This window comes from Paraburkholderia sp. FW306-2-2C-D06C (assembly GCF_058781505.1).
In genome coordinates, this window is the sequence record NZ_JBYSWU010000005.1 from 117363 (window position 1) to 134757 (window position 17395).

Here is a 17395-nt window from a genome sequence, read left to right on the forward strand (position 1 = left end):
AGCCCGACATATTCCGGCCCGACCTGGCGAAGTCGTTGCACAACCTGGCCTGGATGCGCAGTGAAGTCGGACAGCACGAGTCCGCCCTGCAGGCCGCCCAGGAGGCGTCCAAGCTCTTCCGCGAACTCGCCGCCCAGCAGCCCGACATGTTCCGGCCCGACCTAGCGAAATCTCTGATGGTGTTGGCACTTCGAACCCGCGATGTCAGCGGCGCAACCGAGGCACTGCAGTTTGCGCGGGAGGCCATCGTGACACTTGCGCCCGAATCCCTTCGCCACTCCAACGCCCACGCCGGATTGATAAAGGCGGTGGGTCGCGGTTACTTACAACTGTGTGAATCGGCAGCGTGCGTACCAGACCGCGAGCTACTGGAGCCGATGCTGCCTTACCTTGTTGACAAGGAGTGAACCATGCTGGACATCGCAACGCTGACCACCCTGGCCTCATCGGCGGTGGCCGCACTTACACCGCTGCTGAAGACGGCCGCCGAAAAAGGTGTCGAGGAGCTTGGCAAATCATCCGCAAGCATGTTCTTCGACAAGCTGAAGGAACGGCTCAACCACAAAGGCGCTAGGGAAGCACTGGACGACCTGGCCGCACAACCCGACGACGCCGCCGCACAGGGAGCGCTCACCATGCAGTTGCGCAAGGCGCTTGCCGACGATCCAGCGTTGGCAGCGTTTCTGCAGCGGTGGGTGGCCGAATCTCAGCCGGCAACGGGCACCAGCCAGAACGCAAATGTGTCTGGGGACAATAGCAAGGTGACGCAAATCGTCGGGTCCGGCAATAGCGTGAGCTGAATGTGCCAGACCAGACCAGGCACAGGTAAACGAAACGGCCACTTTTCGCAGCGAAATTGTCTAGAGATTGGCCGAGAACTTGCCGACTGGCGTTCCCACAAAGCCAGGAATGGCCGTTGTAACCTTGGAAGCCGTCATTGATATGGCGCGTGGTCCAGTAACTGAGTTGGGTCGTCTACTGCCCGTCGCGGCGGCTCAGTTTTGATCCGCGTCAGTTGCAGTCAATGTGAGTACGGGGCGATGGAATGCAAGCATGCCCGGCTGAATGCAAGCACGGCTGCAGATTATCCGAGCACGCGCGCCCCGTCAGTTGCAGTTATTTCGAGCAGAAAATCTGCGTCGATTGCAAGCACAGCCGGTTTGGATTGCAAGCAGCTACAGCTAGTGGGACGGCGGAAGAACGGCGGACGCGAATGCAATGCTGAAGAGAATTGAGAAGAAATGAGGGAGGAAAAAGCCTCACAGAATCAAAGATGTGACGCTACAATGGCTATTGGTGTCTGGGCTAGATAGCGGTTCACACGGCAGGGGTCACTGGTTCGATCCCAGTACTACCCACCAGAATCTTGGTGTGTCGATCACCGAAGAATAAAGGGCTTGCGTAGAAATACGCGAGCCCTTTTCTTTTGTGCGATTTTTTTGCGCGATATCGCATCCCATGTCGCGGTGATCACATCGGCACGTAGCAACGCGAGCGCACTGCCCCAGTTCGCAGTCAACAGCGAATCTTCGTACGATTGCGATCGCTTAACAGTGCTGATATAGTCAGTTTTCGGGCACTCGCCCCGCCTTACTTCCTCTTCACCTCATCGACTACAGGGAGGCGTCACATGTTCACAGTGCATATCGCCGTCCCTGGCATGGTCTCGCGATCATTCTCGCGACCTTAAGTCGTCGCTCACGCGGCTCTGCCTGACCAGGCGTCCCGCGCAATTTCCAGACAGTCCGTAGTCTTTTCGCCAGTGCGTTCTGGCGCCGTTCGACTGTCTCGCCTTTTCGCTCCTGACTGGAAACTCGGTGCGCTCTTACGCCGCCGGGTCGTGGCAAATGACCAGAAAAAAACTCGACTTTCGCGGACAAGCCTTCAAGGACGTCCTCGGCTTCACCTTCCGTCACTGGGCCCGGCAGCCCTGGCGCATCTTCGTCATTACCGTGCTGGTGCTGTTCTCAGCCTTGGCTGACGTGCTCACGCCAATGTTTGCCGGACGGCTCGCCGACGCAATCGCATCCGGCCCGGCCGGCAACGACAGCGCCTGGCACGCGGCGATCACGGCCTTCTGCGTGCTGACCGCGCTCGGGCTCGGCGCGACGCTGCTGCGCCAAGGCGTGTTCTTCAACATCATCAAACTGACGCTCAAGATGATGAGCGAGACCGCCGCGAACGCGTTCCATCGCGTGCAGCGTTTTTCGACCGACTGGCACGCCAACAGCTTCGCCGGGTCCACGGTGCGCAAAATCACCCGCGGCATGTGGGCGCTGGATCTGCTCAACGACACGCTGCTGATCGCGCTGTTTCCGTCGCTGGTCATGCTGGTCGGCGCAACGATTTTGCTGGGCGTGCGCTGGCCCGTCATGGGCGCGGTCGTCGGTCTTGGCTCATTGCTGTATATCGCGGTGACCGTTGCGCTGTCGCTCGGCTTTGTCGCGCCTGCCGCGCGCCTTGCGAACGCGTGGGATACGCGCATGGGCGGCGCGCTCGCCGATGCGGTCAGTTGCAACGGTGTGGTAAAGGCATTCGGCGCCGAAGACCGCGAAGAAGTACTGCTGGCCCGCGTGATCGGCAAGTGGCGCCATCGCACACGCCGCACGTGGATGCGCGGCACGATCAACGGCGGCGTGCAAGGCGGCATGCTGGTGACGATCCAGGCCGCGATCCTCGGTGCGGCGCTGCTGCTGTGGGCGCGTGGCGAAGCGAGCGTCGGCGACATCACGTTCGCGCTGACGATGTTCTTCATGCTGCAAGGCTATCTGCGCGAAGTGGGCATGCATATCCGCAACCTTCAACGCTCGGTCAACGATATGGAAGAACTGGTGTCGCTGGAGAGTCAGTCGCTCGGCATCGAAGACCGGACCGGTGCTGGTCCGATCTCGATCGGCAAGGGCGAAATCCGCTTCGAACATGTCACCTTCCACTATGGCGCGAGCGCCAAGCCGCTCTATGACGATTTCTCCGTGCGCATTGCGCCTGGCGAACGCGTGGGGCTGGTCGGGCATTCCGGCTCAGGCAAGACGACGTTCATCAAGCTGATCCAGCGGCTTTACGACATCTCGGAAGGCAGGATCACGATCGACGGTCAGGACATCGCCCACGCGCAGCAGGCGTCGTTGCGCAATCAGATTGCGATCGTCCAGCAGGAGCCCGTGCTGTTTCACCGGTCGCTTGCCGAGAACATCGCGTATGCGCGGCCCGGCACGAGCCGCGCGGAGATCGAACGCGCGGCAAGGCTCGCCAGCGCCCATGGCTTCATCGCGGCGCTGCCTGACGGTTACGACACGCTGGTGGGTGAACATGGCGTCAAACTCTCGGGCGGCGAACGTCAGCGGGTTGCTATCGCGCGGGCGTTCCTTGCCGACGCGCCGATCCTGATTCTGGACGAAGCGACGTCGAGTCTCGACAGCGAAAGCGAAGTGCTGATCCAGCAGGCGATGGAACGGTTGATGATGGGCCGCACGACATTGGTGGTGGCCCACCGTCTTTCCACCGTGTGAGCGCTCGACAGGCTGCTGGTGCTGGACAAGGGCAAGATCATCGAGGAAGGCAACCACGAGACGCTGATCAAGCTCGAGAACGGCCTGTACCGGCGCTTGTTCGAACGTCAGGCGCTGGAGCTGATCAAGGGATTGACCGATTCGGATGTCACGCACAAAACCGCTGGCGTGAAGGCGAATCGGATGGACGATTCGACGTTGCTGGTGGGGAAGTAAATTGCTTTAAATGTGCGGGACGTCATGCGTTCCGCACACTCACAGTTCTAGACCACGCCCGTCGGCAGCCCGATGCCGCGCGCCATCCCAGATGCAGCGAACACCATCGCAATCAAAAGCACCGTCTGGATCACGCTGATGTGCGCGAACCTGCGCGCTCGCCGCAGATCCGGCGGACTGCCTTTGCGGAGTGCGGCGCGCCAACGCATCAGCGCGAGCATCGGCGCGATTTCGAGGACGAGGATCAGCACGAGCAGCGTCATCTTGACGTGAAAGAGCGGCTCATGCAGGTAGTAATCGGCGCCCTTCTCGAAGCCGCCGAACGCGCGCATCAATCCGGTGACGATCAGCAATAGTGCCGAGATGCCCCACCCTGTGTCGGCGCGAAATACCGAGCGCAACGCGGCAGGTACGGTGGCGCGGCGCAACGCCCAGGTGCGCCGGAGAATCGACGCAAGCGCAAGACCATAAGCAAGCAGGTGAACAGCGGCAAGCAACCAGCGAACCAGCATAGCGACTCCCGTAAAAGGACGCGACACGATCGATGTATTTCCCACTCGCCGGCGTTCGCACTGGGCGCGCCGGGCGGTGTTGCCTCATTGATGCTCAGTATGGGCTTACGCTAAGCATGCCTGGACCGCAGGCGCGGCCGATCGCTTTCACCGCCGGATTCAAACTTGCCGCAGCAATGTATCGAGCGCCCGAGCGGCGACCCGATCGCCTTCGGTAGCGAGCGCGGCGCGGAACACGGTTTGCCGGTTGTGACCCGCCGCAGCCGGCGAATCCCACAGCAATTCGATTTTCGGCCGCCGGCCGAAACCGTCGCGCGCAAGCGAAGCCGCGGCAGCTGTCCTGACCGGCACCGGAGCCACACCCGGCTCGCCGGCGGCGCCGAAAGCCACCGCGGGCGTCGGTGTCGGCGGGCTTGTCATGCCCTGCCCCGCCGGCCAACGCACGGACAACTCGCGTGCATCGTACTGACCGACCTTGCGACGCTCGGCCCATACGACCACCGTGCGCGTCGCCGGATCGAGCGCGACCGCATAGCGGCCGATCGCGAAGCGCCGCGCGGCGATATTGGTGCGCCACAACGCGCGCGGCCGGCAGATCCACACGACCGCCGCGTACAACACCGGCGCGGCCAGCAGCCAGCCATTGGTGGCCGCCACCGCTTGCGCGGCGCGCCGCCAGCCCGCGCTCGCCGCAAAGGCGCCGACCGACCAGGCCGCGAACAGGAATCCCAGGAAAGCGAACAGACGCAGCGCCTGCCGCAGCCATTGCGGCAACGGATGAAACGGCCGCTCGGCCACCGCGCGCGCGCCCGGCAGGAAGATCAGCAGGAACAGGAAGACCAGATTGATGCACGCCCACGGCGACGACAGCATCGCTACCAGCGACGCGCTCAGATCCATCTGCGCCATCGAAAAAAGCCAGCGAGCGAGGAGCACGAGACCGATGGCGCGCAGCGCGAAAATCGTTCCGGCGCCGGGCGCCGCGTTCGCACGCGTCTCTTTCGTTCTCGCCAAGGCATCCTCCTGTCGTCGGCGGCGCCGCAGCCAATTTTGCGGCACGGCCATTATAGGGATATTACGGAGAGTGGCTCATGCTTGCCGGCCCGAAAACCGTACTTTCTGCCGCTCACGCGGAAAAACGCGGCGCGCATGCAACAACGCCCCGCGTGCATGACGCACGCGGGGCGTTGCTGGTGGCTGGCGGCGTCGCCCGGAAGCGCTCCGCAAGCCGGCTTCTACTGCTTTTACCGATTAAGCCATTTGCTAGTGTCGTAGCGTCGATTAGCCCGCGTTGACTTCGCGCAGCACCGTGCGGTGCTTCTGACGCAGCAGCTCTTCATAGGTGGCGACGTAGTTCTGCGCCATGACCTTCGACGAGAAGCGCGACTCGAACGCCTGGCGCACCTTGGCGCGCGGCAGCGTGTGCAGACGCTTCACGGCGGCGACCGCGCTGATTTCGTCTTCGACGACAAAGCCCGACACGCCGTTTTCGATCACTTCCGGCACCGAACCGCGATTGAACGCGATCACCGGCGTACCGCAAGCCATGGCCTCGATCATCACCAGACCAAAGGGCTCCGGCCAGTCGATCGGGAACAGCAGCGCATGCGCATTGCCGAGGAACTCGGTCTTTTCGGCTTCGCTGATTTCGCCGATGTATTCGACGTGCGGCAGCGACATCAGCGGCTTGATCACTTCGTCGTAATACGCGCGGTCGGCCTTGTCGAGCTTGGCGGCGACCTTGATCGGCATACCGGCCTGCTCAGCGATGCGGATCGCCGTGTCCAGACGCTTTTCCGGCGAAATACGGCCGAGGAACGCGAGGTAGCTCGGCTTCACGTCCTTGATCGGCGTGAGCAGGTTTTCCGGCAGGCCGTGATAGACGGTTTGCAGCCAGTTGGCCTGTTGCAACGGGATGCGCTGGTTGTCCGAAATCGACACCACCGGCACGTCGCTGAACGTATTGAAGATGGGCTGCAGTTCCGGCAGATCCAGGCGGCCATGCAACGTGGTCAGGAACGGCACCGGTTGACGGGCGAACAGCGAGAACGGGTAGTAATCGATGTGGAAATGCAGCACGTCGAATTCGTCCGCGCGGCGGCGCACTTCTTCGAGCAGCAACATGTGCGGCGCCATCACGTCGCGGATCGTCGGGTCGAGGCGCAACGCTTGCGGCCAGAATGCTTCGAGTTTCGCCGAGGTCTGTGAATCGCCGCTCGCAAAAAGCGTCACGTCATGGCCCTGTTCGACCAGCGCTTCGGTCAGGTAGGACACCACACGTTCCGTGCCGCCATACAGCTTGGGAGGAACCGCCTCGTGCAACGGAGCGATTTGAGCGATTCGCATAATGGAGAACTCCTCGTAAAAAATCAGGCAAAGGTACTGCGTTTGGTTAAAAGCGACTCGCTTGCTCGCCAGGGCAGTCTGGCCGGTTGATCCCGGCACGGGCCTGTTTCTTTCGAGAAATCCTGCGATGGATCGCTTGGGTAGTGAGCCCAGATCGATGTCGTCACCGTCTGCGCATGTGCCGGTAAACGCACATATGCCACCTACGTTGACAAACTGTCAGATATTTCGCTGGGCCAACGGAGCATGCATTATCAGTGCCGGAATTCGCGCTGCACCACAACATTTCAAAGTCTTTACGTTGTTACAAAGGCGAAACACTTTGCAAACCCTTGTTTTATAAGACAGTTCTAGAGTAGCCACTGGCTTGCAACGCGGAACGTCGAACGCGGCTCTGTAAGCTCTTGCGTCAACTTTGCCGGCACGCATTGAAGAAATGCATCGGCAAAATTGTATGCAACTTGTAATTATATCCAGAAATATTCCGCAGCCTGCGTGAACCACCGGCCTGTTGGCGGGTCGAGCAATAACAGGTCGCGGTGGTCTATCGCGAAATCAGTCGCGTCAGCACGCCGGATACCCAGGGCGTAATCGCTTTTGCATGTTTACAATGCGAAGCATCGGCTTCGCGGCGAGCTATTCGCCGTGGCCCATGCTTTGCTTGCACAACCCGAAACACTCCGACCTCACGATCAATTGGAACACTCAACCATTGCCCAGCGTAATGCCCAGAACGCAAAGCTTGCGAGCTATGCGCATCGGCCGCTTGCGTTTCTTTTCCGCTTTATCCGCCGCCACCCGCTCGCGCATGCGATCGTCCTGTGCAGCGTGATTGCGGCCGTGGGCTGTGCGCTCGCTTCGCAATACGCGATCAAACACCTGATCGACGTGCTCGGCGAAGGCCGGCATCATCCCGGTCCGCTGTGGGGGGCGTTCGCCATCCTCGTCGGTCTGATCGCCGCCGACAACCTGCTGTGGCGGGTCGGCGGCTGGTTCGCCGCGCATACCTTCGTCGCCGTTACGGGCGACTTGCGGCGCGATCTCTTCCAGTATTTGAGCGGCCATTCGCCTACCTACTACGCCGAGAAGCAGCCGGGCATGCTCGCAAGCCGCATCACGGCAACCTCGAACGCGGTGTACACCGCCGAGAACACCACCGCGTGGAACGTGCTGCCGCCTTGTATTGCCGTGCTCGGCGCGATCGTGATGATCATCGCCGTGAATCCGCTTATGGCGGCCGGCCTGATGCTGTGCTCGGCCATTCTGTCGGTCGTGCTTTACAAGCTCGCCGGACGCGGTTCGGCACGGCATCACCACTTCGCGACCAAAGCGGCGTCGGTGGACGGCGAGCTGGTCGACGTGATCAGCAACATGGGCCTCGTGCGCGCCTTCGGCATGACGTTTCGCGAACAGCAGCGTTTCGGCGCGACGGTCAAGGCGGAAATGGATGCGCGCCAGCAGAGCCTGCTGTATCTGGAAAAGCTGCGCCTGCTGCACGCGGTGATCACTGCGCTGCTGTCGGCCGGCTTGCTGGGCTGGGCGCTGTGGCTGTGGGATCAGGGCAAGGCGACCTCCGGCGACATCGTGCTGGTCAGCTCGCTCGGCTTTACGATTTTGCACGGCACGCGCGATCTGGCCGTGGCGCTCGTCGACGTGACGCAACACGTCGCACGGCTCGCGGAGGCGGTGCGCACGCTGCTCGAACCGCACGGCATGCCGGACCGCAATGACGCGACCGAACTCGTGCCGCAAGGCGGCCGGGTCAATTTCGAAGGCGCGACGTTCGCCTATCCGCGCCGCCGGCCGATTCTCGACCACTTCGATCTGCATATCGAACCGGGCCAACGGGTCGGCCTGATCGGCAAATCGGGCGCGGGCAAATCCACCGTGCTCGCATTGCTGCAGCGCTTCTACGAAACGCAAGGCGGCGCGATCAGGATCGATGGCCAGGACATCGCCTCGATCACCCAGGACAGCCTGCGCCATGCGATCGCGCTGGTGCCGCAGGATATCTCGCTGTTCCATCGCACGGTGTACGAGAACATCGCGTACGGCCGGCCTGAGGCGACCCGCGAAGAGGTCATGGCGGCCGCGCGCGAAGCCCGCTGCACGGATTTCATCGAAGCGATGCCGGAAGGTTTCGATACGATCGTCGGCGATCGCGGGGTAAAGCTGTCCGGCGGTCAGCGCCAGCGGATCGCGATTGCGCGGGCGATTCTGAAAAACGCACCGATCCTGCTGCTCGACGAAGCCACCTCGGCGCTCGACAGCGCGTCGGAAGAAGCGATCCAGAAGGCGCTCGACCGGCTGATGGTGGGCCGCACGGTGATTGCAATCGCGCACCGGCTGTCGACGCTGAACAACTTCGACCGGATCATCGTGATGAGCTCGGGCAAAGTCATCGATGACGGCAGCCCGGAAGAGCTGCGCTCGCGTCCGGGTCTGTATCGCGACCTGCTTTCGAAGCAATATGGCAAAGGCACGACGCTGCATATCGGCGGCAAGAAGGTCGACGAGCAGCACGTGGTTTGAACTGCGCGGCGCCGTTTTTGTGCCGCCGTTTGTGTGCCGCCGTTTGTGCAACACGCATCGCCAACAAAAAGCCGCTTTCGAGCGGCTTTTTGTTTTCCAACGTAGCCGCGAACGGCCTTTATAGCGGCTTATTCGGCCAACGTTTCGCGCACCGCTTTCTTGCCTGATCCAGCCCGCACCTTCACGGTTCTGGTGCTCTTTGCACCGTTGACGCTCTGCAGATCGCGCATGAAGTTATCGCGCCACACCGACACATTGTTCTCGCGCAACTGCACCATCATGTCGCGGTGACGCGCCTGGCGCTCCGCGAGCGGCATCTGCAGCGCCGTGGCCAGCGCGTCGGCCATGCCGTCGATATCGACCGGATTGACGATCAGCGCGCCGTCCAGCTCCTGCGCCGCGCCCGCAAAGCGCGACAGCACCAGCACGCCGGGATTCCCGGGATCCTGCGCCGACACGTACTCCTTCGCAACGAGGTTCATGCCGTCGCGCAACGGTGTGACGTAGCCGACGTGCGCGGTGCGAAACAGCGCGGCCAGCACCGAACGCTCGTACTGCTTGTGGATGTAGAGAATCGGCGTCCAGTCGAGCTCGGCAAAGCGGCCGTTGATGCGGCCCGACTCGCCTTCGAGCTGCACGCGAATGTCCTGGTAGGCGTTCATGTCGGCACGCGTCGGCGGTGCGATTTGCAGGAACGACACCTTGTTGCGCTGCGCGGTCGCGTGTTCGAGCAGGCGCTCGAACGCGCGAAAACGCTCGACCAGCCCCTTCGAATAATCGAGCCGGTCCACGCTCATGATCAGCTTGCGCGAATGCAGCGTCGCCTTCATCGTACGCACCGGTTTGCCACGCTCGCCCGCTTTCGCGAGCTCGGCGATCTCGTCCGGATACACGCCGATCGGGTAAGCCGCCGCACGCAGCGTGCGGCCGAACGCGTGAACGGTCAGCGGGCCACTCGCCGATACATCGACTGTGCCGTTCGCCTCGTTGACGATGTAATCGCAGAACGCGCGCAGATCCGGCGCGGTCTGGAAGCCGAGCAGATCGAACGAACACAGCGCTTCAACCAGTTCGCGATGCGGCGGCACCGCCAGCAGAACCTGCGAAGCCGGAAACGGAATATGCAGAAAGAAGCCAATGCGATTCTTCACACCGGCAGCGCGCAACGCTTGCGCAAATGGAATCAGGTGATAGTCGTGGACCCAGATCACGTCATCCTCGCGCAAGAGCGGCACGAGTTGCCGCGCGAGCCATGCATTGACGCGACAGTAGCCTTCGAAATCGTGACGATCGTAATGCAGCAGATCGGCGCGATAGTGGAACGCGGGCCATAGCGTTGCGTTCGAGAAGCCGCGGTAATACTGGTCGTAGTCGCGCCGCATCAGCGCGATGGTCGCGAAGGTTACCGGCCCGCGCTCTTCGACCTTGATCTGCGGCTGGCCCGAGCTGAGCACGTCGCCGCTCCAGCCGAACCACATGCCGCCGGTTTCCTTCAGCGCGTCGTACACGCCGACCGCCAGCCCACCGGCCGCCGGGCCGCCTTCCGAGATCGGCGCGACCCGGTTCGATACGATGATCAGTCGGCTCATGAAGCGCGATTCCCGATGCAGTGCGTTAAGTATGTTGAGCGATACGGCGCAGTCATCATGCTCCGCGCGCCGCCGCGACAATCGACTCCAGCCATTCGAGCAATGCGGAAACCGACTCGACGCGCGTATGCGCCATCGTGTCGCCCGCGCCGACCTTGATCGACAGGCCGCCGCGTTCGTTGACGACGACAAAGCCTTTCTCGTCGGTCAGATCGTCGCCGGCAAACACCGGAAAGCGGCCGACGAACGGCGGCTCCTCGAGAAACGCGCGCAGCGCGCGGCCCTTGTCGACGTCCTTGGGTTTGATCTCATAGACCATCTTGCCGGGCTGCAATACATAAGAGCCGGCGTAGTCGGCGACCAGCCGCCCGGTTGCCTCGCGCGCCACCGGCTCGCGATCCGGCGCATTGCGATAGTGCAGCGCGAGCGCCGCGCCCTTGATCTCCAGCAGCATGCCGGGATTCGAATTGACGACCTGCGCGAGCACCTGCTCCATGCGCAGCAAACGTTCGTCGTGAAAGCCGATGCGCTGTGTGTCGCCGTTCGCGTCGCGCCGCTCGGCGCCGTGCAGGCCGGCGATCGGCAGATCGGGCATGCCGAGGAAAGCGTCGATACTATCGATGCCGCGCCCCGACACGATCGCGACCGCGCCGTTCGTCAGACGCCGCAACTCGGTCAGCAGCACGATGACCTTGGGTTGCACCAGCACGCCATCCGGCGTGGGCGCGAGTTCAACGAGCGTGCCGTCGAAGTCGAAGAAAAATACCGTCTCGCTCGGAGACAGAACTGCCGGAAGTGCTTGCATCGGTTAGTTTTGCCTTTCAGCCTTCTGCGGCCGGAAAAGTGTGCGCATCTTACCGCGCATCCACCCATTTTTCGAGAAAGTAAGCCAGTACACAAGCCCGGCCGAGGCGTGCGAGCCGAGGCCACAGCGAATTTCGTTCAAAAAGAGAACCATCCGGCTTCACCGAACTTTCAGCCGCCTGCGTCAAATTGCCTCGCAAACCGCGCGCCAGCGGGCGCTGCGCGACGCCTCCGGGCATTTTGCGATACAGTCGCAGCCACGCAGGCCGGTCCGGTTACGGCCATATTTGCACACTATGACGGGCCGTGCGCTTTGCGCGAAGCGTGCTTGCGCGCTGACGCATCGCGTCGTGCGTGACCTGCACGCGCCACTTCGTGTACCGCTCTTCAAGAGAGTCATTGATACCCGCTTTGTTCCCGCTCATCTCATCCCGACGCCGGCAACCGAACCTTGCATCGCCCCACCGCGCGTGGTCGAAGCGCCTGTTCGCGCTGACGGTCATGGTGGGCGCGCTGGCTGCGCTAAGCGGCTGCACGCATCGCGCCGAACCGTGGCTGTTGACCAACGTGACCGGCCACTTGCCGGATCTGGATTTCTCGCTGACCGGCGGCGACGGCCGCCCCGTCAGCGGTGATTCATTCAAGGGCCGCACGTCGCTTGTCTACTTCGGCTACACGCATTGTCCGGATGTTTGCCCGGAGACCATGGGCCGTTTGATGCAGGTGCTCGGCAAGCTCGGCCCGGACGCGCAAAAGGTGCACATCCTGTTCATCACCGTCGATCCGGCGCGCGACACGCCCAAGGCCTTGCGCGATTACGTCGGCGCCTTCGACTCGCAACACGCCGAAGGGCTGACCGGCACCGACTGGCAAATCGAATCGCTCGCCAAGCGTTACCGGGTCGCCTATCAGATGGAAAAGCGCGACCCCAACGGCAACTACGAAGTCACGCATAGCTCCGCCGTCTACGTGTTCGACCGCCAAGGCCATGCGCGCCTGCTGGCCACCGATCACGACACGCCCGGTGCGATCGCACAAGACCTGCGCCGTATCATTGAAGACCGCTCCTGACCTTTCCCGAGTCCACCCATGTCGATCAAGATCAAGACGTTCGCCGCATTGAGTTGCGCCCTCGCCCTTTCATTCGGTTTCGCCCCAGGCGCGCAAGCGGCCGGCGCTCAAGCGATCAGCGCCAAGGAGGCGTGGGTTCGCTGGCTGCCGAACAATCTGCCCGCCGCGGGCTACGTGACGCTGGTGAACGCGAGCGACAAGCCGATCGACCTCGTCGATATTTCCAGTAACGACTATGGTGGCGCGATGCTGCATCAAACCGTGTCGAACGGCTCGACGCAAAAGATGGTGATGGTCGACAAGCTGACGGTGCCCGCGCACGGCCAGGTCGCGATTGCGCCAGGCGGCTACCACGTGATGCTCGAAGACGCGAAGCATACGGTGAAGCCGGGCGACACCGTGCATCTGACGCTGAAGTTCTCCGACGGCGAAACGCTCGACACGCCGTTCACCGTCAAATCGCCCGCACAGACCAAGTAACAACAACGACGCACGATGAACCTGCTCTACTGGCTCGATCCCTGGGAGTTCTCGCCGACCGTCGTGATCGCATTGCTGGTGCCCGCGATCCTGTTTGTGCGTGGCGCACACAAGGCGAAGGTATCGATCGCCCGGCGCATTTCCTTCTGGTTCGGGCTGGCCGCGTTGTATATCGCGCTGCATACGCGGCTCGATTACTTCTTCGAGCATGAGTTTTTCATGCATCGTGCGCAGCATCTAGTGCTGCATCATCTCGGGCCTTTCTTCATCGCGCTGTCGTATCCGGGCGCCGCATTGCGTGCGGGCATTCCATTCAGCTGGCGCCAACGCTTCGTGCGGCCCGCATTGCAAACCCGCGTGGTGCGCAAAGTGCTCGACGTGGTGATGCATCCGGTGGTTGCGGTCACATTGTTCGTTGGGCTGATTTATTTCTGGCTGATGTCGCCGATTCACTTCGTGGCGATGCTCGACTGGCGGCTCTACCGCGTGATGAACTGGAGCATGGTAATCGACGGCCTGCTGTTCTGGTGGCTCGTGCTCGATCCGCGCCCGGCTCCGCCGGCGCGGCTGTCGCCCGGCAAGCGGGTGCTGGTGGTGATCGCCGCGATTCCGCCGCAGATCATCCTCGGCGCATTCATTTTCTTTTCGCCGCGCGAGTTGTATCCGATCTATTCGATCTGCGGACGCGCCTTCACGTGGCTGAGCCCGATGCGCGATCAGCAGATCGGCGGACTGCTGCTGTGGATTCCTGGTTCGATGATGAGCGTAATCGGCGCCCTGCTGGCACTGCGTCACTGGATGCGGCTATCGGCGCGCGGACGCCTGCGTGGCGAACGCGGCGCCGGCGCGCCACGCTTGACGCAAGCCCCCTCGGTGGCCGCGAGCGCGCGACGCTGACGCTGGAACTTCCAAAGCGTTGAATGCGGCCGGCGCGCCTGCGCCTAGCTTCGTCGAAGCTTAGACCGAACGCATCCACACGTGCGGGATGCCGTCCTCTTCGTGAATGTCCGAGACCGGCGCAAAGCCGAACGCGCCATAGAAAGCCTGCAGATGCGCCTGCGCATGCAAACGGATCGGCGTGCCGGGCCACTGCGCCCGGATGTGCGCCAGCGCGCGTTCGAGCATCGCGTTGCCGAGTCCGATGCCGCGGAACTCCGCTGTCGTCAGCACGCGGCCGATGCGGATATCGGTATCTCCCGCGTCCGGCAGCAGCACGCGGAGATAACCTGCCAGCGGCGGACGGCGCTCGCCCGGACCGAAGGCGAACAGGTGCCAGGCCTCCGTGTCGAGCCCGTCGATATCGGCATAAAGGCAGTTCTGCTCGACGACGAACACCGCGCTCCGAGCGGCCAGCATTGCATAGACTTCGGCGGTGGTAAGGTCGTCGAAGGCTTTCCAGTACCATTCGAGTTGCGCCAGCGGCGTGGCGGCGGTGTGCTGCGGTTCGGTCATGAGAAGGCTTCAAAAAGGGGGCGCACCGGGGCGGCGGCGGCGATGCGGAATTATGCCGCGCCAGGCGGGCTTAGGCTATGCCGCGCAAATCTCGTGGGTCAGGCTACGCCGCGCCAATCTCGCGGAATTACGCGGTGCATCGCTTGCACGCGCGGCCTGGCTTCGGTGGCGCTCAACCACCACGGCCGGGACGCGCCCGGTTCTCGCACGTCGCGTGTATTCCGTGTGCTTTTCGCCAGGTTCGGCTCGTGCGCCCGCCCGCAGCAAACCCACTATGCGCCCAGGAAAACCGGCTCGACGGGGCGCGCGAGACACTCGATCAGATTTCCAGGACCGCACAAATGCAGCGCGCCGACGACCACCAGCGTCCGCTCCGGCCGCCCGAGCATTGCCGTCACACGCTCCGCCCACGCGCGATTGCGCGCATCGAGAATCGCGTGGCGAATGCCGGGCAGGTTGAACATCGGCGACTCGATAGCGATCTCGTGCACGGCTTGCAGATCGCCATGCAGCCAGGCCGCGTGCATGCGTTCGAGCGTGCGCTGCGGTTCCTTCAGATCGGAGATCAGCAAGCCGAGCGCGGCGGAGACGGCTTCCAGCGGAATCGACTCGAGCGACGCCGCCACTTCCTCCGCAGTTTCGAGATACCGATACGGTTTGCCTTGCGCGATCGCCGAACGCAGCATGCGCGGCTCGACGCCTTCGACGACCTGCTGAAACAGCGTCGGCGCGACAATCAGCGCGGCCCACGGCCGCAAATCGGTGAGCGGCGCCAACGGGCCGTCGACGGGCCATACGGCCTGGAGCTGATTCCAGGCGTCGGCGGAGAGCAAAGGACGCAGTTGATCCGCACTGCTTCGCGAATGCGCTTTCAGAAACGGCAGGATGGTCGGCGGATCGGATTCGAAGACCAGCTCCTCGGCCAGGTCATAGGCCTCGGCAATCCATGGCGGCGTCCGGCGGTTCGTTGCAGGGAATAGATGCATCGAGCCAAGCAGGCGTACGTTGGTGCCGGTGAGTTGTAGATACATGCGGTCTCGGTATTGGCGGGCAAGCAGGCGATTGGACAGTTGAACAATTCAATCGGCAATGCGCGGCGCGACGCGTCGGCGAACGGCGCCACGCCACGCTGTACGCACCGTGAGTGCAACGAACAGCAGAAACACGATCTGCGAAAGGTACAGGTCCATCCGGATCGGGTGATGTAGTGCGAACCACGAATTGTGCGCCACATCCGTCACGATAACGGCTACGCAGAGTATCAGTCCGGTTCGCGGGCTCAGCAGCAGGAGCAGCGCCGTCAATGGATCGATGAAGAGCAGCGAGGTCCAATAGATTCGCGTGCCGGGCGCCGCGCCGCCGTAGTCCCACCAGAGGCCGTGGGCCAAGGCCACTTGCAGGTGCGTCCAGGTGGCGCCGACGAGGCATAAAGCGTAGATCACGCGCGGGTGGAAAGAGCGGCGTTCGATATTTTGGATGCGCATGTGGGTGTCGGAGTGCCGGGCTTGGGCGCCTTCGCACTATAGCGGCGGGAGCAGCAAAGCGTGCGGACACGTGCAAGGCAACGCCGTGACCGGCGACCTTGAACGGGAAGCGCGATGAGCGATGAGGCATAGAAAAAAGAAAAGCCCCGACGTGTCGGGGCTTTTCTCTTCATCAACTACTGGAGGCGCGAGCCGGAGTCGAACCGGCCTAAACGGCTTTGCAGGCCGCTGCATAACCGCTTTGCTATCGCGCCGCAAGCGGACTGGAACCTGGCTGCAGATTCACAGATTTGTCTGATGGCCGATCAGCACGACCAGACCACCAAACAAAAAGGGAAGCGTTGCTTCCCCTAATGTGTGGAGCGGGAGACGAGGCTCGAACTCGCGACCTCAACCTTGGCAAGGTTGCGCTCTACCAACTGAGCTACTCCCGCATATTGCTGCTAACTACTGCCTTATTTACTGCTACTTCACTCTTACTGCCACCGACGTTTAGAACTGCGTGCATCGGAGAAACGAGATTATGGAGAAACGGCTGAAACGTGTCAACCCCTTTTGCGAATGTCTTTAACTGCACAGATTTCACTCACGATTTCGTCACGCCGCAGCCGAGCTTCGAGTCCCCAAAATTCAGACGCACTCAGGCCCCCTCAGGCAACGCCGCCCCGCTCGCGGATCTGCGGCCACGCGAGCTTCATGTAATAAAGCATCGACCAGATCGTCAGGAAGGCGGCCAGATAGATCAGCCACAATCCCCATACGCGCGTGTCGACAGAGACGCCGCCGAACGACAGCGGACCGTAGAACAGCAGCATCGGAATCGCGACCATCTGACACGCGGTCTTGAACTTGCCGAGCGAATTCACCGCGACGCTCTTCGACGCGCCTATCTGCGCCATCCATTCGCGCAGCGCCGAAATCGCGATTTCACGTCCGACGATCACCAGCGCGATCGCCGAATCGATCCGCGCGAGTTGCACCAGCACCAGCAGCGCGGCCGTCACCATCAGCTTGTCGGCGACTGGGTCGAGAAAAGCGCCGAACGCCGAGGTCTGATTCCATTTGCGTGCCAGATAGCCGTCGAACCAGTCGGTGAGCGCCGCCAGAACGAAGATCGTCGCGGCAGCCAGGTTGCGGTGCGCGAGGCTCATCATCATGTCGGGCAGATAAAACACCCCGACGACGAGCGGAATCAGGACAATTCGCAGCCAAGTCAGGAAAATCGGAAAGTTAAACGGCATGGGCAGGCGCAGCGTCTGACAAGGGAGATGCAATTGTGCCGTGTCACAAGGCCTGCCACAAGCAAAGCGGCGCGCGGGGCTTGGCCCGCGCGCCGTTCATCGCCCTTCGTAGCCCCGTCGCGGCTCTGCCTGGCGCTGCGTGGCGGCCGCTCGCCGGGC

Annotated in this window: 15 protein-coding genes, 2 tRNA genes and 1 pseudogene; 7 read left to right on the forward strand and 11 right to left on the reverse strand. The window is 62.4% G+C overall.

What is annotated here, in order from left to right:
* The 3 genes and pseudogenes from AC3WLT_RS05625 to AC3WLT_RS05635 all read left to right on the forward strand — a co-directional run.
* A partial coding sequence (locus tag AC3WLT_RS05625) for a hypothetical protein (RefSeq protein ID WP_492590923.1) occupies positions 1-407 on the forward strand: 407 nt, incomplete at its 5' end.
* A gap of 3 nt (positions 408-410) precedes the next feature.
* Positions 411-800 (forward strand): hypothetical protein, encoded by a 390-nt coding sequence (locus AC3WLT_RS05630; RefSeq protein ID WP_492590924.1) that lies wholly within the window; start codon positions 411-413, stop codon positions 798-800.
* Positions 801-1847: 1047 nt separating this feature from the next.
* Positions 1848-3725, forward strand: a pseudogene (locus tag AC3WLT_RS05635) (ABC transporter ATP-binding protein).
* Between the two features lie 47 nt (positions 3726-3772).
* On the opposite strand, the gene AC3WLT_RS05640 reads toward AC3WLT_RS05635, so the two are convergent.
* The 3 genes from AC3WLT_RS05640 to AC3WLT_RS05650 all read right to left on the reverse strand — a co-directional run bounded on the left by AC3WLT_RS05640 (position 3773) and on the right by AC3WLT_RS05650 (position 6583).
* A complete protein-coding gene (locus AC3WLT_RS05640) occupies positions 3773-4237 on the reverse strand; it encodes a DUF2214 family protein (protein ID WP_492590925.1) in 465 nt (154 codons plus the stop codon).
* Between the two features lie 159 nt (positions 4238-4396).
* Entirely contained in the window at positions 4397-5251 is an 855-nt protein-coding gene (locus AC3WLT_RS05645; protein ID WP_492590926.1) for a hypothetical protein, read from the reverse strand.
* A gap of 267 nt (positions 5252-5518) precedes the next feature.
* Entirely contained in the window at positions 5519-6583 is a 1065-nt protein-coding gene (locus AC3WLT_RS05650; protein ID WP_492590927.1) for a glycosyltransferase family 4 protein, read from the reverse strand.
* 696 nt (positions 6584-7279) lie between these two features.
* Between AC3WLT_RS05650 and AC3WLT_RS05655 the strand changes: the two genes are divergently transcribed.
* On the forward strand, positions 7280-9115 hold the full coding sequence (locus tag AC3WLT_RS05655; protein WP_492590928.1) for an ABC transporter ATP-binding protein: 1836 nt from the start codon (positions 7280-7282) through the stop codon (positions 9113-9115).
* A 128-nt stretch (positions 9116-9243) separates the two neighbouring features.
* Here AC3WLT_RS05655 and otsA read toward each other — a convergent pair whose 3' ends face one another.
* A complete protein-coding gene (gene otsA / locus AC3WLT_RS05660; protein ID WP_492590929.1) occupies positions 9244-10704 on the reverse strand; it encodes an alpha,alpha-trehalose-phosphate synthase (UDP-forming) in 1461 nt (486 codons plus the stop codon).
* A 55-nt stretch (positions 10705-10759) separates the two neighbouring features.
* Positions 10760-11509, reverse strand: coding sequence for a trehalose-phosphatase (gene otsB, locus AC3WLT_RS05665; protein WP_492590930.1), 750 nt, complete (start codon positions 11507-11509; stop codon positions 10760-10762).
* A 500-nt stretch (positions 11510-12009) separates the two neighbouring features.
* Between otsB and AC3WLT_RS05670 the strand changes: the two genes are divergently transcribed.
* From AC3WLT_RS05670 to AC3WLT_RS05680, 3 genes are read left to right on the forward strand one after another with little or no spacing between them, the layout of a single operon-like run.
* Positions 12010-12579 carry an SCO family protein gene (locus tag AC3WLT_RS05670; protein WP_492591016.1) on the forward strand — a complete coding sequence of 190 codons (570 nt, stop codon included), beginning with the start codon at positions 12010-12012 and terminating at the stop codon, positions 12577-12579.
* An 18-nt stretch (positions 12580-12597) separates the two neighbouring features.
* Positions 12598-13059, forward strand: coding sequence for a copper chaperone PCu(A)C (locus AC3WLT_RS05675; RefSeq protein WP_492590931.1), 462 nt, complete (start codon positions 12598-12600; stop codon positions 13057-13059).
* Positions 13060-13074: 15 nt separating this feature from the next.
* The gene (locus AC3WLT_RS05680; RefSeq protein WP_492590932.1) at positions 13075-13956 is read left to right on the forward strand and encodes a cytochrome c oxidase assembly protein; all 882 of its coding nucleotides are present in this window, start codon (positions 13075-13077) and stop codon (positions 13954-13956) included.
* 60 nt (positions 13957-14016) lie between these two features.
* Here the strand turns inward: AC3WLT_RS05680 and AC3WLT_RS05685 are convergent, their stop codons facing one another.
* The 6 genes from AC3WLT_RS05685 to pgsA all read right to left on the reverse strand — a co-directional run bounded on the left by AC3WLT_RS05685 (position 14017) and on the right by pgsA (position 17236).
* Complete coding sequence (locus AC3WLT_RS05685) at positions 14017-14511, reverse strand: GNAT family N-acetyltransferase (protein ID WP_492590933.1); 495 nt, start codon at positions 14509-14511, stop codon at positions 14017-14019.
* Between the two features lie 272 nt (positions 14512-14783).
* Positions 14784-15542, reverse strand: a complete 759-nt coding sequence (locus tag AC3WLT_RS05690) for a TraB/GumN family protein (RefSeq protein WP_492590934.1) — start codon at positions 15540-15542, stop codon at positions 14784-14786.
* 48 nt (positions 15543-15590) lie between these two features.
* Positions 15591-15995 (reverse strand): hypothetical protein, encoded by a 405-nt coding sequence (locus AC3WLT_RS05695; RefSeq protein ID WP_492590935.1) that lies wholly within the window; start codon positions 15993-15995, stop codon positions 15591-15593.
* Between the two features lie 180 nt (positions 15996-16175).
* Positions 16176-16249, reverse strand: a tRNA-Cys gene (locus AC3WLT_RS05700).
* Positions 16250-16353: 104 nt separating this feature from the next.
* Positions 16354-16429: transfer RNA gene (locus tag AC3WLT_RS05705), tRNA-Gly, on the reverse strand.
* A 216-nt stretch (positions 16430-16645) separates the two neighbouring features.
* A complete protein-coding gene (pgsA, locus tag AC3WLT_RS05710; RefSeq protein WP_492590936.1) occupies positions 16646-17236 on the reverse strand; it encodes a CDP-diacylglycerol--glycerol-3-phosphate 3-phosphatidyltransferase in 591 nt (196 codons plus the stop codon).
* Positions 17237-17395 lie beyond the last annotated feature (159 nt).